Here is a 21,783-nt window from a genome sequence, read left to right as displayed (position 1 = left end):
GGCAATTACGGTAGTAAGTCAACTGACTGCGATGGACAAGCACTGGGCGAGTTGGGAAGCCTCGGTGGTTTATAGGAAACTTAGCGAATTTATTTTTTAAACATAAATTCACGAACTATTCGATATCGCCCGTCCCTGACCAGGTCCTGATACTTGGCGGCGGTTATCCTTGTGCCGCCGCATTTTTCTTGGTCATGAATGTAGTGACAAGTGTAGCGCTGCTCTTTTCGTCGACCTTATTTCATCATCATTTTTCACCGGAAGGTCTCAGTGGAATAGTTCAGCCTGACGACCTCGGCGGATCCTACGTCCACAATACGTGAGAATTTTAAATTCAGATCAACGAGCAATTTGCTGTCGTCGCGTTCTTTAACGCTTGTTTCAATAAAAGTGCCATCAGGGAATATTTGAAACGAGACATCTTTGAATGCGTTGTCTGCAACTAGGATTGAAGCACCCGCAGCTACCGGTGCTACGAAAACCCTAATATCATTAAAGTTACAGATGTAGCCATTCCCCAGCCCATCGTACCGTTGTATACGCAGATCTTCAGGCCGGGTGAGATCACTGCGGTAGCCAGACTGCTGCCATTGCCAGATCCATTCTGGACGTGTGGCATTATCAAGTATCAGTATGGGAGTTGCTCCTTGCTCTACAATCAGGGCAGCCTCTGCCTTCAACGCTGACCAGTAAGCTTCAGCGTCGGGTACGAAAAGGTCGCGCTTATTGCATTTTGATAAAACGTCCGCTATCAAGACGGCTCCTACATGCTGGGCAAGAGTGTTTGCCCAAAAATCACTTTCGTTAGAGGCCCGCTGGTCCATCTCAGTCCTTGTGAGTTCACCCTTGCGGACCTGGTTCATGTTCAATATAAAATCTTCACCTGGATCGCCGATTATGTGGACACTACTGAATAAGTGTAGGGGAAAAGCGCCAGTTTTTTTATCAAACGCCTTGCTTGAAGCATATCGAGAGATTTCTAACAGTCTTTCTGGATCAACTGGCTCCGCCACTAAGGCCTCTGATCTCATCGTTTCTACTATTTCATTCAAAGACTCAATGCTGCGTCTAACGTTCGCAATGCCCTGTGTTGCATTTATTGATTTATTCATGAGAAATAGTAAGGCTGGGAGCACTTGTTGGGATATCTCCACGTCATCGTCAAGATGCTTTAACCAACCCTTTATTTTTTGACGGAGTATTTCGATACTGCTGTACCGGCTTGATAGCCACACACTCACTTGGCGCTTGAGGGACTCTGGAACCTGCGAGTCAGTATCTGACATAACCGCAATTAAGAGAAGCTGTTGTCTCTGTAGAGAGTCGAGATCGTCAGCACCAAAACCAGAGTAGACCCGAGAACTGACCATATCAGGTCCTTCTTGGCGCTTAATCCGCTCGATGAACTGGCTTAATCGTCCAGCGTAGCCGCTACGCAGTCGCCCATTTGCAGCGTACTGGCGAAACTTTGCCTCCATATAATCCGAGCCTGTTAAAGCTGCGAGTGGGTTATCACTCCTCCCTCCCGTCCGCCATTGCTTACCCATCAGCATGCCAGAGGCTATCTCTAGAGCTAAAGACTCGTTCGGATTTATCAGAACATTGCTCTGCGCCGATGCCAGCAATAATTCCACAACGAGTATTTGAATATCCGTCCAATAGTTTTTGACCACCGCAATTAGTAGTCCACGCTGTAATGTTTTTAGATTTCCTCCACTCCAGCTTATTACTTGGTCGGTAATATCCAGCTGAACGGCCAATATATCCCATTCAAAATAAACATCCTCGAGTGTCGAATACGTCGTCTTACCTAACAGACCAATGGGTTCCTGTTCGTAATCAAAGGTCCCCCACCATTTGCTAAGAACGTCAGCCATCCATTCTGCACCAGTGCGATCTCCGCGTGCGACAGCCGCTAATAACATCCTAGCTGTTTCATCGATATGGGTTGCGTTTAGCCGAGCGAGAGTCCCCGCCATCGACCACTCGAAGTCTTTTGACGCATCAGGTACTTTGCAGAGGGTTGTCCTCGCGTTTTCCCAGCCACCAGCAAAAGACGAGATTACTTCCTCATAAACGCGAAAGAGGGGAGGTTGGAGAACTGCCCTCTGGTTGTGCCCATGCTCCATTGCCCCTTGCTCTTCAACTCTTTTAACCCACCATTCGCCCAGCAGATGCATCATCAGAGGCAGCAACTCCAACAAATTTTCTCTGATCTCCACTGGAGATGAATTTAGGTTGGCCCCTGCCAGGTGCTGCACTAGATGACAAAGACGCCTCAACGGTCGTGTGTTTCGGGGTATTGAGTCGATCGCAGCGGAAAATATGGATCTGTAAGACTCAGTCCAACGTTGATGGAGTCGTCGTCCAAAGACGTGCTGAACGTCTGGTAATAAAGCCCAACTCCCGACTATGCCTTCGTCATTTATTGTTAGGGACGCACCTATCAAAAGCTCGTGTATGCCCACAAGAGAGTCGTATGCGCGCTCGAAGGCTTCGACATCTGCTTCGCTGGCCGCCAGCTTGGCGTCAGTCTCAAGCTCTACAAGTATCGATTTGACTTGAATTCCAAAACGCTCTCGTGCAATTGGGCGGAACACATATGCAAAGCGCAAAAGTCTGCGTTGCCACCAAGCTAATGGGGGGCCAAAGTCGACTGTCGCCAACGAGAAAGACTCATGATAAATACTGCCAGGCATCATCGGAATAGTTAAAAATGGATTGTTACGTCTTGAAAACGGCTGGTTGTTAGTCGATGGTGGCCACTTTCGCGCAGAGTGCATCCACGTTGCTACCACGATTCGAAGCAAGATTAACCTAACGTTTATGAGCCGCAATGGCGTCGGCACATTGTATGTACTCTGGTTTTCACCATCGCTCATTCCGAATCTTCCGAGCAGTACTGTCGGTCCTTCTGGACGCGGCCCATCGTATAAGCGCGGCGCAGGAACCCAACCTTCGCGCTGCGCTTGCTCCAGTACTTGAAATAAATTTAGTCTCTTCACGTCCCGAGGCAGCGCCACCGAAACCGCGTAGCGTTGAATAACTTGTTGCTGGACTTCCGGGCGTAAAAATTCAACCGTCCGAAACAAGAAGTAGGTTGTCAGTGCAGCGTTCAATAGAAACCAAGCACCATCAAGCGCGACCCATATCGGTAGGGATTGTGCTCCATAGAAAGGTATCAACAGGTATTGAGCCGCCATGACCAATACCAAGGCTAGCGAAGAAAGACCTGCTGCAAGTGCACCTGAGTCAAGTATGTAAAGATGAACGAACGCCTCCGCTGCAGGCCGTCGTTGCAGAAACACAGTCACAAACGCGATGACTATCGGGTAGACCAAGGCCGCTAACGTTGCTTGAACTGTCCATAGTGTCGAAAAATACGTCAGCTGCTCGGCGGCCTGCCATTTCAACCAGTCAGGTGTCATCCATTCGGAAGGTAAGACGTGAGCGAGAATCCAAGAACATCCGATCAACACGAATAAAGACGCTGAAAAACGCACGGGGTGCTCACCTGCGAACTGGAGCTGTTTTCCCAGATAAGAGGGCGACAATTGTTTCCGATGGCGGTTAAATTTCTTCCATTTTTTTTCGTCTTGGCGCACGACACGCTCAATAGACCAAGGAGTGTCAAAGCAACCAATAATAAATTTTGTCAAGCAATGTGCTGAGTTAGAGGCATAACGGTATTTCTTTCTTATTGCTTGCAGTTTCGATTGGACTGTCTTGATTGCCAATTGGCGATATGCCTGGGAGCATTGAAGCAGATGCTTGATCAACTGATTCATCGCGGTTGGCGTCCTTATTTTTTGATCCAGAGGCTAAATTTTGGAACCGTTCATTTTAAAGCTGTCGTTTTGCCCTTCTACCGCCACACGCAAGACCTAACTCCTTGAGTCTATCCAATCGCTTCACGCATAGTGCTGGAATAAGCTCACCCCTTTTCATCAGCGAACCGTGACTGAACGGCATGGGCATAACGAGCTGGATCAACCCTATGGGGCAATCAGCCTGACATACCTGTCTAAAAAGCGCGTGGTCAGCCTGAGCATAGTTGGGCCGTCAAAGGATCTGCGATGAAGCGCTTGACCTCCCGCCGCAGAAAAAACTCCCGGTTGCAGCTATTACAATCGAACCCCAATCCAGTAGCAGCTTTTCCAGAAAACCTCACATCTATTACCGTGGCGCCAGAACGTTGCCTTGCGACCTTTGGGTCGCTCTGTCGCTCTGTCGCTGGCTCTCCGAAGACTTTGCCGTGAAGCGCAAGATGCGTTTTGCATGGTACTGGATCTCGCCTACATCCCATGCTAAATCACGGTATGGCTTTCACATTAGCGAGTCAAAAAAATACCCCTCAGAGAGGGGTATTAATGTAGTAACAGCCTGAAAAGGCCCTAACTATGTATTCCCGGGTGGGGGGAATAATCTAGGGGCGGCTTTTTTGTGAGTCATGGCTTAGCTGTTGTTATCGGTTTAACTGCCATTATTCCCGCAGAATTTTGCTGCAGGTTTTTCCCGTCGCATCGATCACCACCCCACCGGCCTCAACGGATATGCCGGTATGCCGCCAAGTCCAGCACGCTGGTGGTCAGCCCGCTATCCGGCGCGTAGATCCCGCCCTTCACCGACGAGAAAGGCACGCCTTTGCTGCCCAGCGAAACGTAGCGTTCGCCTTGGTCCAGTTCGGTGAACCAGGTGTAGGAGTACTTTTCCATGGCCTTGTATTTCGCGGCGTCCCTGACCATCGCATCGCCGCATTGCTTCAGGGCGGCGTCGCTCAGGTTCAGGGTGTTGGTCAGCGGGGTGCCCCAACGCTTGAGGCAGGCTTCGGCGAAGTGGCGCACGAACTGGCCGGGTTCGGCGAGGACCTTCGGGCCGGCGTTGCCGTCAGCGGCAGCGTTGCCGACCAGGGTGGCGTGGCGGCCGGGGATCGGGAAGATATGCGTGCGCGTACCGGTAGCCGTTTGCGGGATAACGCAGCTGAAACCTTTCGAACGCTCGTCGCGGGCATAGAAGCCAACGTACTCTTTGACGTTGCTGTTGAGTTTGACCCGATGTTCCTGGAAGTTGCCGATGCCGGGCACCGGATCAATCGCGAGGATCTTCACCGGAATGCTTTTCAAAGTACTGTCATTGAACATGGCGTTGGCCAGCATATGGCAACTTATACCGCCTCGACTCCAGCCGACCAGGTTAACCTGAGTGGGAATAATGCCGTCCTTGCGGAAGGTTTTAATGATTTGCTCCTGCAACTTCTGCTGGGTCACGCTGCGTTCTCCGTAGTTGTATTTACGCCAGAACCAGGAGCCTTCGATTTTTACATCTTCAATGGGAATACCGGCCGCTTTGAGACGGTTGTATTCCGCTTCGGTCAGTTGTTGGCGTTGCCAGTCGCACTTGCCTTTGATGATGTTCATTGCGTGCTGCACGTTTTCCTCCCAGCCCTTGCCGAACAACGTGCCGCTGAGACCGTAGTCGGCAGATTTGGTGAACAGCTCATCGGCCTGCAGATTACTGGAGCCGGGGCCGTCGACGACAATCCATTCGGCGAACTCGCGGCCAGTGTGGTGCGAAGCGAGAGTGGACACCAACTCACCGTTCCAATAGTTGCTGTTGCTGGTGTCGAACTTGGTGGAACCCGTGCCGCAAAAGAAAATAGTCAATGTACTCATAATGTTGCTCTTGAATGAATTAAGAGCAAGCAGGCTAGTTTTTTATATTGCGGATATGAAGTGGTTAGTTGTTGCGTTGTTTGTGCGCGTGATTTTATAAGGAGTTTGCAATTTGAAGTTTTGCTACTTCCAGAAGTTCGCAGCCATCTTGGGTCAATAAATACAAGGCGTTGACGATGTTCGGGATGTCTTTGACATCGGCCTGTTTGAAACACAAACAGTAAAGAGTCTCCAGCAAATCGCTGGCGGCACGCAGGCGTTGATGCGCAGCGTCGAGCAGTTCGCCGTGGCTGGCTTGAGTATCTATGGTCAGCACCGGATGATCGCCGTCGGTGCTTTTGAGCGGCCGATAACGATTGGCCAGCGGGTTATGCATGTTCATGTTCAGACGTGTCCTGTACGAAGTCGCTCCAGTGGTTGCAGCCGCGCCGGCCACTATAGAAGTGCGTGGCAAGGGGTCACAAGACCGCCGTGATGGACGGAGTTCGTAGGGGTTTTTCCGAGACTCGGGCAATTGCCCTACAAGGTTTTGCAGCTTTTTCGAGGTAAAACCCTTAGCGCAGAAATTTCCCACGGGATTCACAGGCGTTTCTTGAGAATCCTCTGTATGGTGCGCGCCAGAAACTGTAGGACGTTTCCAAACGTCCGATGCGCGCTTAAAGGGAATTGAGTATGCGGTGGCTACGAATAGCCTCGATTTTATTACTGTGGACCAGTGGTTGCCGCTTGGCCGTATCCGCAGACGCTGGCAACGGCTGGATGTTTGTCGATCTGCAACGCACTGGCTGGCCCGACGCGCTGTCCAGCCAGGCCCGCATCGATACTGCTTCACGTGCCGAAGTGTTGATGTTCGCCAAAGTCCTGTTGGCGAGTGAAACGCTGGATGCTGGCGCACTGCAACGGCAACTGGATGTGCCGCATGTGCGGCTCAAATCGATCCGGCAGGTGCGCGCGGGACTGTGGGAGCGTTTGCTGGGCATTTATCGCAACGCCAGCCAGGACTGTGGCGAACAGCTGTTCTGTGCACGAGTGCGCAGTGTGGCGGACCTGCGACAACTGGCGGCGGCGTTTACCGGCGATATCAGTCCGGCCCATGCACAGTGGGCGAGCAAGAGCCAGGGTGTGCATGAACAGGAACTGAATGCGCAACTTCGGGTAGCCGTGCTGCGTCCCTAGCCCGTCGTTGCGACGAGACCTAGGTGACTACGTGATCTGCAGTGGCGCGCATGGCGAGGGGCGGAATGTCATCGGGGAGTTGCATGCATCCGCCCAGCAACAGCGATGCGAGCGTCAGGGTGAGGAGCAGTTTCAGTCTGTCGGACATGTTTATTCCTTGAGTTGATCCACGGGTGTCGGCCGTCCTGGCACGACGCTCGTTTCGTGGATGCGGCGCACGTTACCTGCCTTGCGGTCAGGCCGGCGAGAGGCAAATTGTTTCCTTTGTTTGATCCGGTGGCATCCGCCCCGGCGCTGTATCATTCCGTATCGAATTGACCCCGACCTTTTCTCGACTCGCTGTGATCGCCCGCTAGGCTGTTGGCATCACAGCGGTCAACGGAGTGACAGCGCATGCACCACACCCTCGAACAGGTTTTCGGTTATCCACAGTTTCGACCCGGGCAGGAAGCGGCAATCAGCGCTGTATTGGCCGGGCGCTCGGCGGCGGCGATTTTCCCCACCGGGTCCGGCAAGTCACTGTGCTATCAAGTGCCGGCACTGTTGCTGCCGCATCTGACCCTGGTGGTGTCGCCGCTGTTGGCGTTGATGCAGGATCAACTGGCATTCCTCAAACGTCACGGTATCAGTGCCGGCAGCATCGATTCGGCGCAAAGTCGCGATGATGCCAGTGACGTGATGGCCCGCGCCCGTTCGGGTGAATTGAAGATTCTGATGATTTCGGTGGAGCGTCTGAAGAACGAGCGTTTCCGCAACTTTTTGCAGCAGGTGCCGATCTCGTTGCTGGTGATTGATGAAGCACACTGTATCTCGGAATGGGGCCACAACTTTCGCCCCGACTATCTGAAGCTGCCGGACTATCAGCGCCAGTTCAACATTCCGCAAACCCTGCTGTTGACGGCTACGGCGACGCCGAAAGTCGTCGCCGACATGCAGGCCAGATTCGCCATCGCCGCCGCTGATGTGGTGACCACCGGCTTCTATCGACCCAACCTCAATCTGCTGGTGGAACCGGTACGCGGCGAGGACAAGCGCCGGCATCTGGTGGAGTGGATGAGCGAGCGTCCAGGCCAGCCGGGCATTGTCTACGTGACGCTGCAGAAAACCGCCGAACACATCGCCGAGCATCTGGGGCGCAACGGCATACAGGCCCAGGCCTATCACGCCGGTTTGCCCAATGATCAGCGCGAGGCGATTCAGAAGGAATTCATGGCCGGGCAGTCCAATTGCATCGTCGCAACCATTGCCTTTGGTATGGGGATCGACAAGAGCGACATCCGCAACGTGGTGCATTTCGATCTGCCGAAATCCATCGAAAACTACAGTCAGGAAATCGGTCGCGCCGGACGCGACGGGCAGCCGTCGGATTGCCTGGTGCTGGCCAACCGCGACAGCCTCAACGTGCTGGAAAACTTCGTCTACGGCGATACCCCGGAGCGTGAAGGAATTCGTTGTGTGCTGGAAGAAATGCAGGCTGCCGCAGCCGAAGGGCAGTGGGAGTTTCTGCTCGGGCCGCTGGCCGATCAGAGCAACATTCGCGCGTTGCCGCTGAAAACTCTACTGGTGCAAATGGAGCTGCGCGGTTTGATCGCGCCGCGCTATGCCTATTACGCCGAATACCGTTTCAAATACCTGCTGGAGCCGGAAGCCTTGCTTGAGCATTTCGACGGTGAGCGCAGGGATTTTGTCGCGGCCATCATCCACACCTCCAGTCGCGCACGCACCTGGGCCACGGTGAATTTCGAAGCGATGTACACGCAGTATTCGGCTGAGCGCAACCGGGTGGTGAAGGCGCTGGATTACTTTCAGGAGAAGGGCTGGGTCGAGCTTGAGAGCAAGCAGATGACCGAGGTCTACAACGTGCTGCACAGTGATTTCGACAGCGCTGTTTTGAGCGCCGAATTGCATGCGTATTTTACCCGGCATGAACAGGCTGAAATAACGCGGATTCACGCCATGCTCGATCTGTTCGGCACTGAGCGCTGCCTGGGCCATCGCCTGGCCGAACACTTCGGCGATCACAACGCCCCCGAGCGATGCGGGCACTGTTCGGTGTGTCACGGTGCTATCGCGCGCCTTCCGGCGCCTCCCGAGTTGCCAGCGCTTGTGGATAAAAACTTCGCGGTGCTGTGCGGTGATTTTATCCACAGGCACGAACAGCACACTGGCAGTGTGCCGACGGCGGAGCGGCTGACGCGGTTTCTGTGCGGGATAAATGTGCCGTTGTTCACCAGGTTAAAGGCACGGACGATTTCGGGGTATGCGGCGCTGGAGGAGTATCCGTACGCCGAGGTTCGCAGTTGGGCTCAAGAACACCTCTGATATGTCGGCAGTTCCTGCAGTGTGCGGTTTCAGGGCGATTGGGGGTTATCCATGCGCTGAATGTTGCTCATCACGGGAATAAACTTCAAAAACGTCCGGTGCCTGACTATGGTGAAGGCTGTCTTTGGATCGCCAACAAGAGAACAACATGAGCCAGACATCCTTCGATATTCAGCAAGCTGCCGTGATCGGCGCGGGCACTATGGGCCGCGGCATTGTCATGTGCCTGGCCAATGCTGGCATCGCCGTGCAGTGGGTCGATAACAATCCACAGATGCTTGAACAGGCACTGGCGACGGTGGCCGACACCTATGCACACAATGTGCGCCAGGGCCGGATCGATCAGGTCGAAGCCGACGCACGCCTTGCCCGGATCAGCGCGGCGGCGGATTACCCGGCGATCCGCAATGTCGATCTGGTGATCGAAGCGGTATACGAAAACCTTGAGCTCAAGCAGAAGATCTTTCGCGAGCTGGATGGCCTGCTCAAGCCTGAGGCGTTGTTGGCGAGTAACACTTCGGCGCTGGATATCGACGCGATTGCTGCTGCGACTCGACGTCCGTCGCAAGTGCTCGGCCTGCATTTCTTCAGCCCCGCGCACATCATGAAACTGCTGGAAATCGTCCGTGGAGCACAGACTTCGCCGCCTGCACTGGAAGCGGCGCTGGCGCTGGGCAAGCGCATGGGCAAGGTCAGTGTGGTGTCGGGCAACTGCCACGGCTTTATCGGCAATCGCATGCTGCATCCGTATGTGCTGGAGGCGCGCAAGATGCTGCTTGAGGGCGCTTATCCACAACAGGTGGACGCGGCGCTGCAGGGGTTCGGTTTCGCCATGGGGCCGTTCCGCATGTATGACGTCGTCGGTATTGATCTGGAATGGCGCGCACGCGAGCTGGCCGGCAAGGGGCAGGATGCGCCGGAGGTTCAGGTGGACAACCGTTTGTGCGAGATGGGCCGCTTCGGGCAGAAATCCGGCAATGGTTATTATCACTATGAGCCGGGCAGTCGACAGGCCGAGCCTGATCCCGAAGTCGATGCACTGGTGCTGCGGGTCAGCGAAGGGCTGGGCTTCCAGCGCCGCGCGATCGGTCCGGAGGAGATTCTGGAGCGTTGCCTGCTGGCGCTGGTCAACGAGGGCGCAAAGATACTTCAGGAAGGCATTGCCGGGTCGGCCCATGACATTGATCTGGTGTACCTGAACGGCTACGGCTTCCCGGCCGACAAGGGCGGTCCGATGGCCTGGGCGGATCAGCAGGGGCTGGCGGACATTCATCAGCGCTTGCTGGCATTGCAAACGCGGCAGGGTGATCAGTGGCAACCGGCGCGCTTGATTGGCGAGCTGGCGGCTCAGGGCAAGGGGTTTGCCGAACGCTGATTGCTAGAGCCACCACGGTTTCGCCTTTAGACTGCTCGCAAAACTTCCTGGATCAATGCTGATGTCCAACCCGATGCCACAACGCTCCGATTACCCGCATTTCCAGCCGGTCACCACGCGCTGGCACGACAACGACGTCTACGGGCATGTGAATAACGTCACCTATTACAGTTTCTTCGACACTGCAGTGAATACCTACCTGATCCAGGTCGGCGGCCTGGATATTCATGACGGCGAGGTGGTGGGGTTTGTGGTCAGTTCGGCCTGTGACTACTTTGCCTCGATTGCTTTTCCGGACTTGATCGAGATCGGCTTGCGGGTCGGCAAGCTGGGCAACAGTTCGGTGCAATACGAACTGGCGTTGTTCAAGGTCGGTGAAACTGAGGCCTGTGCGGCGGGGCGTTTCGTCCATGTATTCGTGGACCGGACGAGCAATCAGCCGGTGCCGATTCCAGGCAGATTGCGTGAAGCGCTGGAGCGTCTGGTGGTTTGAACCAGAGCAAAAAAAATCGCAGCCCAAGGGCTGCGATTTTTGCTTTCCCGCTTAACGCAACGGATTAGTCGCGATAGTAGCGGTGATGCTTGCGGTGACCATAAGCGTGGCCACGGCCAGGATGACGGTCGCGGTAGTAGCGACGGTCGTCGCGGCCGCGATCGTAATGACGATCTTCGTCACGGCTTTCGTTACCCATGTAGTTGCCCAGCGCGCCACCGGCGCCGCCACCTGCTGCGGCGCCGATCAGGCTGCCGGTGGTGCCGCCCATGCTGCGGCCGACCACGTTACCGCCGGCTGCGCCCAGCGCACCACCAATGGCCGCTTCGCCACGGCTGTGCTTGTTGGCGCCGACCGCGCTACCACCCGCGCCGCCCAGGGCTGCGCCAATGGTTGAACCTGTATTGCCGCCTAAAGACTGACCGACGACCGAGCCAAGAACCCCGCCCAATGCGCCGCCCACACCTGCTTCGGTGGTGCCTCCGGCAGAAGCGAAGCCACTGACCAGGCCAAGGGACAACAAGAGAATCGAGGAGAACTTCATAGAGGAGCCTCAAAGGGATGACGGCGCCGATCCTGAGGCTGTGTAACAAGGCTGACAATCGAAATCCGACGAATAACACGACTTGTATACAATTATGCAAGTTGCTGTTTTGTATGCGGAACTTAAGCGATTTTCGCCGGTCTTTAGCTACTTCGGACAGGCCGTTTTTGAGAAAAAGCGGCCTTTTTTGTGGGCGTTCGAAAGCTCCAGGAAACTGAGACTCACACAGATTCTGTGGCGAGGGAGCTTACTCCCGCCGGGCCGCGAAGCGGCCCCAAAAAATGCAAAACGGAGGGAGTCCTGCGGCCTCCAGCGGGAGCAAGCTCCCTCGCCACAGGGCCGCGAGCTCAAGCGGATTTGGCCATGATCAAACCCGTCTCGCTCGCCGCCTCAAGGCGGATCGCAATGAACTTCGACGTCGGCGTATGGCTGCCATCGCCGGTGCTCTCCAGCGGCACCAGCGGATTCACTTCCGGATAGTAAGCCGCCGCCTGACCCGCCGGAATATCAAACGCCAGCAAGGTAAAGCCCTTCACCCGACGTTCACGGCCATCGTCCCACAGCGACACAATGTCCGCCTTCTGCCCGGGACGGAAGCCCAGACGAATGATGTCGGCCTCGTTGGCGAACAGTACGTCGCGTTGGCCCTTGACCCCACGATAACGGTCGTCGAGGCCATAGATGGTGGTGTTGTACTGATCGTGGGAGCGCATCGATTGCAGGATCAGGTCCGGCAGTTGCCCGGTGGCGCGGGTGCGCTCGTGCACCAGATCCTTGGGCAGCCGGTTGGCGCGGAAATTGGCCCGGCCCGACGGGGTGTTCCACTTGCGTGCGCCAGCACTGTTGCCGAGGTAGAACCCACCTGGATTCTTGACCTTCTCATTGAAGTCCTTGAAGCCTGGAATGGTATCGGCGATCAGGTCGCGGATGCGCCCGTAATCGGCCACCAGCCAGTTCCAGTCCACCGGTTTGCTGCCCAGCGTGGCGGCGGCGATCCCGGCAATGATCGCCGGTTCCGAGCGCATCTGGTTCGACAGCGGCTGCAACTGGCCATTGGAGGCGTGGACCATGCTGAACGAGTCTTCCACGGTGACTGCCTGCGGGCCTTCGGTCTGGATGTCGATGTCGGTGCGGCCGAGGCACGGCAGGATCAGCGCGTCCTTGCCGTGGGCCAGGTGGCTGCGATTGAGCTTGGTGCTGATCTGTACCGTGAGGTCGCAGTTGCTCAGCGCCGCGAAGGTGCGCGGACTGTCTGGCGTGGCCTGGGCGAAGTTGCCGCCCAGACCGATGAAGACCTTGGCGCGGCCCTCGGCCATGGCGTGGATCGCCTCGACCACGTTGTGCCCGTTGTCACGCGGCACCTTGAACTGGAAACGCCGCTCAAGAGCGTCGAGGAACGTCACCGGTGGGCGCTCGTTGATGCCCATGGTGCGGTCGCCCTGCACGTTACTGTGACCGCGTACCGGGCACAGGCCGGCCCCGGGTTTGCCGACGTTGCCGCGCAGCAGCATCAGGTTGGCGATTTCCTGGATGGTCGGCACCGAGTGACGATGCTGGGTGATACCCATCGCCCAGCACATGATCACACTCTTGCCTTTGGCGTACATGCGCGCCGCTTGTTCGATTTCCACAAGGGTCAGGCCGGACTGCGCGACGATCTGCTCCCACGGCGTGTCATCCACCACGCCGAGATAATCCAGCACGTTGGTGCTGTGGGCATTGAGGAAGTCGTGATCGAACACCGCAGGTTCACCGGCCTTCTGCGCATCGCGTTCCCACTGCAGAAGAAACTTGGCCATGCCGCGCAGCACCGCCATGTCGCCGCCCAGTGCCGGACGGAAGTACGCGGTGTTGGTCGGTTTGTCGCCATTGGTGAGCATTTCCAGCGGATGCTGTGGATGCTGGAAACGTTCCAGACCGCGCTCTTTCAGCGGGTTGATGCACACCACTTGTGCGCCGCGCTTCACGGCTTCGCGCAGCGGTTCGAGCATCCGTGGGTGGTTGGTGCCGGGGTTCTGGCCCCAGACGAAAATTGCATCGGCGTGTTCGAAGTCGTCGAAGGTGACCGTGCCTTTGCCGACGCCAACGCTCTGCGCCAACGCCACGCCGCTGGCCTCGTGGCACATGTTCGAGCAGTCGGGGAAGTTGTTGGTGCCGTAGGCACGCACGAACAGTTGATACAGGTACGCCGCTTCGTTGCTGGCGCGGCCCGAGGTGTAGAACTCGGCTTGATCCGGGCTCGACAACGCTTGCAGGTGCTTGCCGATCAGGGCGAAGGCGTCGTCCCAGGCGATCGGCTTGTAGCGATCGGTCTGGGCATCGTAGACCATCGGCTCGGTCAGGCGGCCCTGGTACTCAAGCCAATAGTCGCTCTGCTCCAGCAACGACGTGACGCTGTGTTTGGCGAAGAACTTGCCATCCACTCGACGCTTGGTCGCTTCCCAGTTCACCGCTTTGGCGCCGTTCTCGCAGAACTTGACCATGCCGCTTTCCGGCGAATCGCCCCAGGCGCAGCCCGGGCAGTCGAAGCCGCCGTTCTGGTTGGTCTTGAGCATCATGCGCAGGTTTTTCAGCGCGTTGTCGCTGGTCAACCAGGCCTGAGCCACACTGATCAGTGCACCCCAGCCGCCGGCAGGGCCCTTGTAAGGCTTGTAGCGCGGGACAGGTTTCTGGTCGGCTTGATGATGTTGGCTCACGCTTGGTTCTCCATCGCTGGGCTATAGACCCGCGGCGCATTCTTCTGCGGCAGGTGGATGAGATTGAGGTTGTGGCGGCGGGCCCATTGCACGGCAAGGCCGGTGGGCGCGGACAGGCTGACCAGCGTCTGGATCCCGGCGCGCAACACTTTCTGGATCAATTCGAGACTGCACCGGCTGGTGACAATCGCCAGGCCGCCGTCGGTGGAAATCTTCTGGCGGATCAGCCCGCCAATCAGCTTGTCGAGGGCGTTGTGCCGACCGATGTCTTCACGGCCCAGCAGCAATTCACCGCTGGCGTTCATGAACACTGCGGCGTGTACCGCACCGCAGTGCTGGCCGAGGGGCTGGAACGCGCCGATGCGCTGGCGCAGACCGTCGAGCCATGCGGCGGGCGGCAGCGGTGCGCCGGGCAGGACTTGCAGATCGGGCAGGGCTTGCTCGACCGCTTCAACGCCGCACAGACCGCAGCCGCTGGTGCCGGCCAGTTGTCGGCGCTGTTGTTTGAGGTTCCAGAAGGCGCGGTTGGCGATGGTCACTTGCGCGTATTGCGCCGAGCCGGCGCCAGTCAATTGCAGGTCATAAATGTCGCTGGCGTCTGCGATGATGCCGCTGCCGAGGCTGAAACCGACGATGAAATCTTCCAGATCCGTCGGCGTCACCAGCATCACCGCCTGACTGATGCCGTTGTAGGCGATCGCCAGCGCGACTTCCTCGGCGAGCGCGGTGCTGGCCGATTCCACAAGGGGCAGATCGCTGTAACTGTAGGTCTGGCTGGCGGCGGGCGCGGGCGTTTGAAGTGCAGGCGCCGCGCAAGTGGGGCGCTTGGCGTTCATGGCATCACCGACGGATTGATCAACGCTAAGACTAGGCGCGGCAACTTGTCGCGTCTAATCGCTACTGTCGATCTATTGATAGACGCCGTCGATCAAGCAATGCGCCGCGATCTGCGGGACGCGCGCCAGCCGCTTGAGCCAGCGGCGGAGCCGGGTCATTGGTCGGGCTGGAACCGGGTCCGGCAAACGTGGTCTAGGCTTGGACGTCTGGAATCCAAATCAAGGAGTGTGCGCCATGAGTCTGTTGAGCTTTGTGAAAGAGGCCGGTGAGAAACTGATCGATCTGCTGACCCCTGGTAATGCCAATGCCAGCGAGCAGTTGAAGGAACACATCAGCAAGGTCGGGCTGGGCAATCCGAATGTTCAGGCAACCGTGGATGGCGACAAGGTCACAGTGACCGGTGAGGTAGCGAGCCAGGAAGAGAAGGAAAAAATTCTGCTGGCGGTGGGTAACATCGAAGGCGTGGGCAGCGTTGATGATCAGATCACCGTGACCGGTCCGGTTGTGGCTGCAGCACGTTTTGTAGTGGTGAAAAAGGGCGACACCCTCAGCGCGATTTCCCTGGCGGTGTATGGCAACGCCAACCAGTACAACAAGATCTTTGAGGCCAACAAACCAATGCTCAAGGATGTAAACAAAATCTACCCGGGCCAGACCCTGCGTATCCCCGAGTAACACAACATCCTGCAGGCGCTGCCGAAGGCTGCGATCTTTTGATCTTGTTTTTTAAACAATCAAAGTCAAAAGATCGCAGCCTTCGGCAGCTCCTACAGGAAATCAGAGTCCCTGAATCAAATCGCGGTAATCCTCAACCGCCGCAAACTCGGCCGTGTCCTTCGGCCCCTTGCGACTGTCCGGCTCTTTCACCGCCAACAAATGCGTCACACCAAATTCCCGCGCACTGCGCAGAATCGGCAACGTATCGTCGATGAACAGACTGCGCGCCGGATCGAAACCGATATCGGCCTGCAAGGCATCCCAGAACTGCGGGTTCTCTTTGGGATAACCGTAATCATGTGAGCTGATCAGCCGTTCGAAATAGGGCGCCAGTTCGACTCGCTCCAGTTTCAGCGACAGTGAATCGCGATGCGCATTGGTGATCATGATCACCCGTTTGCCGGCCTCTTTGATCGCCTGCAGAAAGGTGTCGGCATCCGGACGCAGCGCGATCAGGTGCGCGGTCTCCCGTTTCAGTTCACGTACCGAAAGCTTCAGTTCGGTGCTCCAGAAATCCAGGCAGTACCACTGCAGCTGCCCGGCATGGCGCTCGAACAACGGCTGCAGTTCCATATCGGCCAGGGCCCGGCTCACTCCGTGCAGATCGGCGTAGCGTTGTGGCAGGTGTTCCAGCCAGAAGTGGTTGTCGAAGTGCAGGTCCAGCAACGTACCGTCCATGTCCAGCAGGACGGTATCGATGTCAGACCACGGTAAAGAAGGCATGGCAACGTCTCGAGCGGTAGAAAGATATCCGACACAAACAATCGGGAAAGCCGCGTTATAGTAGCGCGTTCACGCCAAGGAGCTTTGCATGCGCCAGAAACCCACTGTACTCGCCCGCGAGATTGTCGCCACCAGTCGCCTGTTTTGCGTCGAAGAACTGAAGCTGCGTTTTTCCAACGGCGTGGAACGCACCTACGAGCGTCTGGTGGGCAAAGGCGCGGGCTATGGCGCAGTGATGATCGTGGCAATGCTCGACAGTGAACACGCGGTGCTGGTCGAGGAGTACTGCGGCGGCACTGATGAGTACGAATTGTCCTTGCCCAAAGGCTTGATCGAGCCGGGCGAGGATGTGCTGGCCGCGGCCGAGCGTGAGCTCAAGGAAGAGGCCGGTTATGGCGCTCGTCAGTTGGAGCATCTGACCGAGTTGTCGCTGTCGCCCGGTTACATGAGCCAGAAGATTCAGGTGGTACTGGCCACCGACCTGTATGAAGAGCGTCTGGAGGGCGACGAACCCGAGCCGATGCGGGTCGACAAGGTCAACCTGCGTGAGCTGGCGGCGCTGGCGCAGAATCCGCAATTTTCCGAAGGTCGCGCCTTGGCGGCGTTGTACCTGACCCGCGATCTGCTGGGGCAGCGCGGGTATTTTCAGTCATGAGTGAGATATCGATGAAGTTTCCCCATCCGTTAATGGCGCCAGTGGTGACGTTGGCCTTGCAGGCTGGCGAGGCGATTCTGCCGTTCTGGCGCTCTGGCGTGGAAGTCACCGCCAAGTCCGATGATTCACCGGTGACCGCAGCGGACATGGCCGCGCACCACGTGATCGTCGCCGGGCTGGCCGCGCTGGATTCCAGTATTCCGATTCTGTCCGAGGAAGACGCCAACATCCCGCAGAGCGTGCGCGCCGGGTGGCAGCGCTGGTGGCTGGTGGATCCGCTGGATGGCACCAAGGAGTTCATCAGCGGCAGCGAAGAATTCACCGTCAACATCGCCCTGATCGAAAACGGGCGGGTGGTGTTTGGTGTGGTGTCGATGCCGACCAATGGCCGCTTCTATGTCGGCGGTGCCGGTCTCGGCGCGTGGCGTGGGGACCAGGGTGGTTCGCCGGTGGCGATTCAGGTGCGTGACGCGCTCGCGCCCGGTGAAGCGTTTACCGTGGTGGCGAGCCGTCGCCACTCCAGTGCGGAGCAGGAACGTCTGCTCGCCGGTTTGAGCGCCAGCCTGGGCGAGTTGCAACTGGCAAACATCGGCAGTTCGCTGAAGTTTTGTCTGTTGGCTGAAGGGGCGGCGGATTGTTATCCGCGATTGGCGCCGACTTCGCAATGGGACACTGCGGCAGCGCAGGGCGTGCTCGAAGGTGCAGGCGGCGAGGTGCTGGATCTGCAGGGCGAAGCGTTCTGTTATCCAGCGCGGGAATCGCTGCTCAATGAGTTCTTTCTGGCGTTGCCGGCGAAAGCGGCTTGGCGTTCAAGACTGTTGGAGCTGGCTCGCTCCTGAGATCAAAAGATCGCAGCCTGCGGCAGCTCCTACAGGGGATTTCGCATCTCCCTGCAGGAACTGCCGAAGGCTGCGATCTTTTGTTTCAGCGGTGCAGAACATATTGCCCGCTGAACGTCACAGCATCTTCATCACTCCCGGTGTTGACGATTCGCGTATTGAGCGTCAACCGTGCGCGCCCATAGCGCTGATACATCGCCAGAAACTTCTTCCAGACGGCTGCCTGCGGGGCCGGGCAAATCGCCGTGGCGTCGCCGGTCACGGGCAGCGGATAGCTGATCTGGCCTTCCTGAATCACGATGTGCCCGTCTTCAATGCCTTCTTCCTTCAGGCGCAGGTGCAGCCAGCCCCAACCCGCCAGCACCGCGCCGCAGTAGAGACTGCCGCCGAACATGGTGCTCTTGTGATTGACGTTCGGCTCCAGCGGCAAGTGCAGACTCAACTGCTGCTCGTGCCAACCGAGGACCTTGAGGCCCATCTCGCGGGTCAGGGGAATGTCGTGATGCAGCACCGATTCCAGATAGCGACTGTCGCGGCTCATTCGGCTTCGTCTCCATGGGTGTTACTGTCGGCGAAATTCAAGCCGTGCTTGCGCAGTTTGTCGTGCAGGGTCTTGCGCGGAATGCCCAGGGCTTCGGCGAGGCTGCGCACCGAACTGTGGGAGCGCGCCAGTTCGGCGGCAATCAACGATTTCTCGAAGTTTTCCACCTGCTCGCTCAGGCCGCCACTGATGACTTCCACGGCGCTGCCGCCGCCTTCACTTCCACTGTTGTCCAGCGCCAGCTCCAGACCGAGGGCGAAACGCTCGGCGGCGTTCTGCAGTTCGCGCACATTGCCGGGCCAGGTGTGGCGCAACAGCAAGGCGCGTTGCGCCGGTTGCAGTTCGTGCGGCGGCAGGCCATGGCGGGCGCTGGCTTCATCGGCGTAATGCTGGAACAGCACCAGCGCATCTTCGCCGCGTTCGCGCAGTGGCGGGATGCGCAGCGGCGCCACGTTCAGGCGGTAATACAAGTCGGCGCGGAAGCGTCCTTGATCGGCGGCTTGCCGCAGGTCTTCCTTGGTCGCGGCGATGACGCGGATGTCCAGCGGGATCAACTGATTGCCACCCAGACGTTCTACAACCCGCTCTTGCAGCATGCGCAGCAGTTTCACCTGCACGTCCATGCTCATGCTTTCGATTTCATCGAGGAACAGCGTGCCGCCGTTGGCGAATTCGAACTTGCCGATCCGGCGTTTCTGCGCGCCGGTGAACGCGCCCGGCTCATGCCCGAACAGCTCGCTTTCGACCACCGATTCGGCCAGCGCCCCGGCATTGATCGCCACGAACGGGCCGTTGCGCCGGCTCGACAAATCGTGCAGCGCACGGGCCACGACCTCTTTGCCGGCGCCGGTTTCACCGAGAATCAGCACGTCGGCCTTGGTCGCCGCCAGTGCGCCGATCTGCTCGCGCAGGCGCAGCATCGGCGCCGAATGGCCGACCAGTCGCGCGCTCAATTCGTTACGGTCGCTGAGGGCCAGACGCAGGCTGCGGTTGTCCAGCACCAGCCGACGCAGGGCGAGGGCGCGGCGCACGCTGTCGAGCAGGGCATCGCTGGCGAACGGTTTTTCCAGAAAGTCATAGGCGCCGGCCCGCATCGCCTGCACTGCCAGCGGCACGTCGCCGTGGCCGGTGATCAGCAGCACCGGCAGCTCCGGATCCTGAGCGTGCAATTCGCTCAACAGTTCCAGGCCGTCCATGCCTGGCATGCGGATATCGCTGACCACCACGCCGGGCCAGTCACGCTCCAGTTGCGCGGCGAGACCTTTGGCTTCGGACAGCGGAAGGATTTTCAGGCCGGCGAGGTCCAGGGTCTGGCCGAGGGCCTGACGCAGGTGCGGATCGTCGTCGATCAACACCACCTGAATGCGATTGTCGATGGTCATGCACTTCGATCCTCGGACGGTTGCAGGCTGACCCCGGGTGCACCGGCGCGCAGCCGCAGGGTGATCAAGGCGCCGCCTTGCTTGTGGTTGGCGAACGACAGTTCGCCGCCGAAGGCGCGCATCAGGGTTTCACAGATCGCCAGCCCCAGACCAAGGCCCTGGGTGCGGGTCTTGGTGGTGTAGAAGGGCTCGCTGGCGCGGCCGAGGGCCTCCATGCAAAAGCCCGGGCCGTTGTCGCGAATGTACAGATTGACGCCTTCGGCCGTGGATTCGGCACTCAGCCACAGTTTGCGCGGCGGGCCTTTTTCGGTCAGCGCATCGAGGGCGTTGGCCAGCAGATTGCCGAGCACCTGGCGCAGTCGGGTTTCCCCGGCCTCGACCCACAGGGTGGCGGCGGGCAGGTCGCGGATCAGCTCGACTTCCATGCTGCGGCGCCGCTTGGCCAGCAATGCCAATGCATCATCCAGCGCCGGTTGCAGGGCGACGCTTTCCGGAGCATGACGGTCGCGGCGGGCGAAGGCACGCAGGTGGGCGATGATCGAGGCCATGCGCCCGGTCAGTTCGCTGATCAGTTTGAGGTTGCCACGGGCGTCTTCGGTGCGTTGGTGATCAAGCAGCACTTCGGCGTTTTCCGCGTAACTGCGGATCGCCGCCAGAGGCTGGTTGAGCTCGTGGCTGATGCTCGCCGACATCGTGCCCAGTGCCGAGAGTTTGCCGGCCTGGACCAGATCGTCCTGAGCCCGTACCAGCTCCTGCTGCGCCTGTTCGCGCTCCAGCACTTCCTGCTTGAGGCGGCGGTTGAGACCTTCCAGATCGCTGGTCCGCTCCGCCACCCGGCCTTCGAGTTCACGGCGGGCCTTGGCTTCGAAGGCAATACGTTCCAGGTAATGTCGACGGCGCTGCATCATCAAACCGAGCAGGAGCATCACCACCAACAGCGTGGCGCCACCGATGGCGACAACGGTGCGCACCGGGCGATCGATCAGCGTGCGCGGGGCAAGGATGCTGACGCTCCAGCCGGTTTCGGCGATGTTCACGGTCTGCGTCAGCCAGGCGTTTTCGCTGAGGTTCAGCGGACGCGGCTCGCGGGTCGGATAGGGCAGGATCGCGGTGATCGCCGAGCGCTCGGTGTCGCTCAACGTCCGGGTTGATCGGAAACGCCACTCCGGGCGCGAGGTGAGGATGACCACGCCGTTATGGTCGGTCACCAACAGTTGTTCCGGGGTTTTGCCCCACAGACTTTCGGTGTGATCGAGGTCGACCTTGATCACCAGCACGCCGATGATTTTTTCGCCATTGCGCACGGCGGCGGCGAAGAAATAACCGCGTTTGGCCGACGTAGTGCCGAGGCCGAAGAAGCGTCCCAGACGCCCAGCCATGGCTTCGCTGAAATACGGACGGAAAGCGAAATTACGTCCGACGAAACTGTCGTGTTTGTCCCAGTTCGACGCCGCCAGGGTCTGGCCGCTGGTGTCCATCAGGTACATGACTTCGGCGCCGGTCTGTGCGGCGATGTTTTTCAGCAGGCGGTTGGCATTGCCCTGGGTCACGCCGTCGTCCGGTGCGCCGAGTACGGCGCGCAGGGCTGGCAGGTCGCCGAGAATCTGCGGCAACACTTCATAACGGTGCAGGGTACCCAGCAGGTTGGCGACGTAGAGGTCGAGGGTCTGGCGGTTTTGCCCGGCCAGTTCACTGCGGTAATAGCGCTCGGCCAGATGCTCAAGCGGCCATAGCAGCGGCGCCAGACACAGGGCCAGCAGAGCGAGGCTGCGCCAGCGGGGTCTGCGGGGAAGGGTAGGTTTCATGAGCCG

The 21,783-nt window shown here is 58.2% G+C and carries 18 protein-coding genes; 7 read left to right on the top strand and 11 right to left on the bottom strand.

Features of this window, described 5'->3' with window-relative positions; all coding sequences use genetic code 11:
• Positions 1-254: 254 nt before the first annotated feature.
• The 3 genes from L6D63_RS02050 to L6D63_RS02040 form a co-directional block, all read right to left on the bottom strand.
• Positions 255-3,788 carry a hypothetical protein gene (locus L6D63_RS02050; RefSeq protein WP_131670880.1) on the bottom strand — a complete coding sequence of 1,178 codons (3,534 nt, stop codon included), beginning with the start codon at positions 3,786-3,788 and terminating at the stop codon, positions 255-257.
• 756 nt (positions 3,789-4,544) lie between these two features.
• Complete coding sequence (locus L6D63_RS02045; RefSeq protein WP_131670881.1) at positions 4,545-5,672, bottom strand: hypothetical protein; 1,128 nt, start codon at positions 5,670-5,672, stop codon at positions 4,545-4,547.
• A 94-nt stretch (positions 5,673-5,766) separates the two neighbouring features.
• Entirely contained in the window at positions 5,767-6,054 is a 288-nt protein-coding gene (locus tag L6D63_RS02040) for a hypothetical protein (protein WP_095667810.1), read from the bottom strand.
• Between the two features lie 290 nt (positions 6,055-6,344).
• Here L6D63_RS02040 and L6D63_RS02035 point away from each other — a divergent pair, with 290 nt between their 5' ends.
• Complete coding sequence (locus tag L6D63_RS02035) at positions 6,345-6,848, top strand: polysaccharide deacetylase (protein WP_131670882.1); 504 nt, start codon at positions 6,345-6,347, stop codon at positions 6,846-6,848.
• A gap of 19 nt (positions 6,849-6,867) precedes the next feature.
• Here L6D63_RS02035 and L6D63_RS28605 read toward each other — a convergent pair whose 3' ends face one another.
• Positions 6,868-6,996, bottom strand: a complete 129-nt coding sequence (locus L6D63_RS28605) for a hypothetical protein (RefSeq protein ID WP_260687873.1) — start codon at positions 6,994-6,996, stop codon at positions 6,868-6,870.
• A 245-nt stretch (positions 6,997-7,241) separates the two neighbouring features.
• Here L6D63_RS28605 and L6D63_RS02030 point away from each other — a divergent pair, with 245 nt between their 5' ends.
• From L6D63_RS02030 to L6D63_RS02020, 3 genes are all read left to right on the top strand, one after another.
• Positions 7,242-9,170 (top strand): RecQ family ATP-dependent DNA helicase, encoded by a 1,929-nt coding sequence (locus tag L6D63_RS02030; RefSeq protein ID WP_131670883.1) that lies wholly within the window; start codon positions 7,242-7,244, stop codon positions 9,168-9,170.
• A 148-nt stretch (positions 9,171-9,318) separates the two neighbouring features.
• The gene (locus tag L6D63_RS02025) at positions 9,319-10,545 is read left to right on the top strand and encodes a 3-hydroxyacyl-CoA dehydrogenase (RefSeq protein ID WP_047290822.1); all 1,227 of its coding nucleotides are present in this window, start codon (positions 9,319-9,321) and stop codon (positions 10,543-10,545) included.
• Positions 10,546-10,606: 61 nt separating this feature from the next.
• Positions 10,607-11,038, top strand: coding sequence for an acyl-CoA thioesterase (locus L6D63_RS02020; RefSeq protein WP_131670884.1), 432 nt, complete (start codon positions 10,607-10,609; stop codon positions 11,036-11,038).
• Positions 11,039-11,102: 64 nt separating this feature from the next.
• Here the strand turns inward: L6D63_RS02020 and L6D63_RS02015 are convergent, their stop codons facing one another.
• The 3 genes from L6D63_RS02015 to fdhD form a co-directional block, all read right to left on the bottom strand.
• Entirely contained in the window at positions 11,103-11,582 is a 480-nt protein-coding gene (locus L6D63_RS02015) for a glycine zipper domain-containing protein (RefSeq protein WP_131670885.1), read from the bottom strand.
• Positions 11,583-11,929: 347 nt separating this feature from the next.
• Positions 11,930-14,278: an FdhF/YdeP family oxidoreductase gene (locus L6D63_RS02010; protein ID WP_131670886.1), complete on the bottom strand. Its 2,349-nt coding sequence runs from the start codon at positions 14,276-14,278 to the stop codon at positions 11,930-11,932.
• Positions 14,275-15,114 (bottom strand): formate dehydrogenase accessory sulfurtransferase FdhD, encoded by an 840-nt coding sequence (gene fdhD, locus L6D63_RS02005; RefSeq protein ID WP_086793967.1) that lies wholly within the window; start codon positions 15,112-15,114, stop codon positions 14,275-14,277. The genes L6D63_RS02010 and fdhD overlap by 4 nt, the downstream gene beginning before the upstream one ends.
• Positions 15,115-15,349: 235 nt before the next feature.
• Here fdhD and lysM point away from each other — a divergent pair, with 235 nt between their 5' ends.
• Positions 15,350-15,790 carry a peptidoglycan-binding protein LysM gene (lysM, locus tag L6D63_RS02000; protein ID WP_027611221.1) on the top strand — a complete coding sequence of 147 codons (441 nt, stop codon included), beginning with the start codon at positions 15,350-15,352 and terminating at the stop codon, positions 15,788-15,790.
• 102 nt (positions 15,791-15,892) lie between these two features.
• Here the strand turns inward: lysM and yrfG are convergent, their stop codons facing one another.
• Positions 15,893-16,555 (bottom strand): GMP/IMP nucleotidase, encoded by a 663-nt coding sequence (yrfG, locus tag L6D63_RS01995; RefSeq protein ID WP_131670887.1) that lies wholly within the window; start codon positions 16,553-16,555, stop codon positions 15,893-15,895.
• Between the two features lie 88 nt (positions 16,556-16,643).
• On the opposite strand from yrfG, the gene nudE reads away from it, so the two are divergent.
• Both nudE and cysQ read left to right on the top strand, forming a co-directional pair.
• Positions 16,644-17,210: an ADP compounds hydrolase NudE gene (gene nudE, locus L6D63_RS01990; protein WP_041071285.1), complete on the top strand. Its 567-nt coding sequence runs from the start codon at positions 16,644-16,646 to the stop codon at positions 17,208-17,210.
• An 11-nt stretch (positions 17,211-17,221) separates the two neighbouring features.
• Positions 17,222-18,049: a 3'(2'),5'-bisphosphate nucleotidase CysQ gene (gene cysQ / locus L6D63_RS01985; protein ID WP_131670888.1), complete on the top strand. Its 828-nt coding sequence runs from the start codon at positions 17,222-17,224 to the stop codon at positions 18,047-18,049.
• 85 nt (positions 18,050-18,134) lie between these two features.
• Here cysQ and L6D63_RS01980 read toward each other — a convergent pair whose 3' ends face one another.
• The 3 genes from L6D63_RS01980 to L6D63_RS01970 are packed head-to-tail and all read right to left on the bottom strand — an operon-like array spanning position 18,135 to position 21,777.
• A complete protein-coding gene (locus tag L6D63_RS01980; protein ID WP_095667804.1) occupies positions 18,135-18,590 on the bottom strand; it encodes a YiiD C-terminal domain-containing protein in 456 nt (151 codons plus the stop codon).
• Entirely contained in the window at positions 18,587-19,972 is a 1,386-nt protein-coding gene (locus tag L6D63_RS01975) for a sigma-54-dependent transcriptional regulator (RefSeq protein WP_047290830.1), read from the bottom strand. Before L6D63_RS01975 ends, L6D63_RS01980 begins: the two co-directional genes overlap by 4 nt.
• On the bottom strand, positions 19,969-21,777 hold the full coding sequence (locus L6D63_RS01970; RefSeq protein WP_041071297.1) for a sensor histidine kinase: 1,809 nt from the start codon (positions 21,775-21,777) through the stop codon (positions 19,969-19,971). Before L6D63_RS01970 ends, L6D63_RS01975 begins: the two co-directional genes overlap by 4 nt.
• Positions 21,778-21,783: the final 6 nt, after the last annotated feature.

The sequence above is a fragment of the Pseudomonas parakoreensis genome, assembly GCF_021602155.1.
GTDB lineage: Bacteria > Pseudomonadota > Gammaproteobacteria > Pseudomonadales > Pseudomonadaceae > Aquipseudomonas > Aquipseudomonas parakoreensis.
This window is presented reverse-complemented; position numbering and strand designations above follow the sequence as displayed.

Bases quoted from the DNA above. Each gene is read 5' to 3' on its own strand.
- L6D63_RS02050 (WP_131670880.1), bottom strand. From the start codon at position 3,788: ATGAATCAGTTGATCAAGCATCTGCTTCAATGCTCCCAGGCATATCGC.
- L6D63_RS02045 (WP_131670881.1), bottom strand. From the start codon at position 5,672: ATGAGTACATTGACTATTTTCTTTTGCGGCACGGGTTCCACCAAGTTC.
- L6D63_RS02040 (WP_095667810.1), bottom strand. From the start codon at position 6,054: ATGAACATGCATAACCCGCTGGCCAATCGTTATCGGCCGCTCAAAAGC.
- L6D63_RS02035 (WP_131670882.1), top strand. From the start codon at position 6,345: ATGCGGTGGCTACGAATAGCCTCGATTTTATTACTGTGGACCAGTGGT.
- L6D63_RS28605 (WP_260687873.1), bottom strand. From the start codon at position 6,996: ATGTCCGACAGACTGAAACTGCTCCTCACCCTGACGCTCGCATCGCTG.
- L6D63_RS02030 (WP_131670883.1), top strand. From the start codon at position 7,242: ATGCACCACACCCTCGAACAGGTTTTCGGTTATCCACAGTTTCGACCC.
- L6D63_RS02025 (WP_047290822.1), top strand. From the start codon at position 9,319: ATGAGCCAGACATCCTTCGATATTCAGCAAGCTGCCGTGATCGGCGCG.
- L6D63_RS02020 (WP_131670884.1), top strand. From the start codon at position 10,607: ATGTCCAACCCGATGCCACAACGCTCCGATTACCCGCATTTCCAGCCG.
- L6D63_RS02015 (WP_131670885.1), bottom strand. From the start codon at position 11,582: ATGAAGTTCTCCTCGATTCTCTTGTTGTCCCTTGGCCTGGTCAGTGGC.
- fdhD (WP_086793967.1), bottom strand. From the start codon at position 15,114: ATGAACGCCAAGCGCCCCACTTGCGCGGCGCCTGCACTTCAAACGCCC.
- lysM (WP_027611221.1), top strand. From the start codon at position 15,350: ATGAGTCTGTTGAGCTTTGTGAAAGAGGCCGGTGAGAAACTGATCGAT.
- yrfG (WP_131670887.1), bottom strand. From the start codon at position 16,555: ATGCCTTCTTTACCGTGGTCTGACATCGATACCGTCCTGCTGGACATG.
- nudE (WP_041071285.1), top strand. From the start codon at position 16,644: ATGCGCCAGAAACCCACTGTACTCGCCCGCGAGATTGTCGCCACCAGT.
- cysQ (WP_131670888.1), top strand. From the start codon at position 17,222: ATGAAGTTTCCCCATCCGTTAATGGCGCCAGTGGTGACGTTGGCCTTG.
- L6D63_RS01980 (WP_095667804.1), bottom strand. From the start codon at position 18,590: ATGAGCCGCGACAGTCGCTATCTGGAATCGGTGCTGCATCACGACATT.
- L6D63_RS01975 (WP_047290830.1), bottom strand. From the start codon at position 19,972: ATGACCATCGACAATCGCATTCAGGTGGTGTTGATCGACGACGATCCG.
- L6D63_RS01970 (WP_041071297.1), bottom strand. From the start codon at position 21,777: ATGAAACCTACCCTTCCCCGCAGACCCCGCTGGCGCAGCCTCGCTCTG.